Genomic DNA, 639 nt, shown 5'->3' with positions numbered 1-639 from the left:
AACGTCCGACAGCTTGCTGCAGTAGCGGCATTCTGTGATTCGTCAGCCTAAATTTAGTACTTAGTTCAATGGAATTATTGCAGATCAGCCTATGTTCGTCAAGCCGCTATTGCTGCAAACTGCTGTTATGGGCATTGCCGGTCTTGGTAATATGCCTCTCGATCAATTCTCTCTCCATTTCTGTCAACCTAAGATTGATGCGGGTTCTATTACCAATAATGTCTGTATGTTTTATAATGAACTTTCTAACGGCAGCGTTGGAAGGTAGTAGAAGAACTGCGAAGAGGTCCCACCATTCATCTGTTAGGCGATAGCTCGTGTCACTTAGCTCCAAGTCGAAGTGGAAGATTTCGATATTATCTCCACGATGGAACGTCTGGGTTTGAGAGACTAGCCCGTAGACGTAATATACTCGCACAATAAATTTGTCGGATGTTATGGTGAGGTTTGAAAGGGGAATAATCGAGCCACATACAAGTAAGAACAACAGAACGATGCTGTAGTCGATGTGCTTGAACTGGAACAGATAAATACAGGCGGCTAATGCCAAGACAAAGGAGACTCTAAGCAGTGTTAGTTTGGTTTTAATATTTCTCGTGTAAGTCTCCATAGAAGCACTTGGTCTTGTTGCCCATAACG

General features: G+C 43.2%; 1 protein-coding gene. It reads right to left on the bottom strand.

Annotation, left to right across the window (positions count from 1 at the left end; genetic code table 11):
* Positions 1-106: 106 nt before the first annotated feature.
* Positions 107-639: hypothetical protein (locus DRJ53_RS21620; protein ID WP_206609864.1), on the bottom strand; the 533-nt coding region annotated here is incomplete at its 5' end.

The organism is Paracnuella aquatica (assembly GCF_003332885.2).
GTDB classification, from domain to species: Bacteria; Bacteroidota; Bacteroidia; order Chitinophagales; family Chitinophagaceae; genus Flavisolibacter; species Flavisolibacter aquaticus.
Note: the sequence above shows the minus strand (reverse complement) of the source record. Positions and strands in the feature narration are given on the sequence as shown.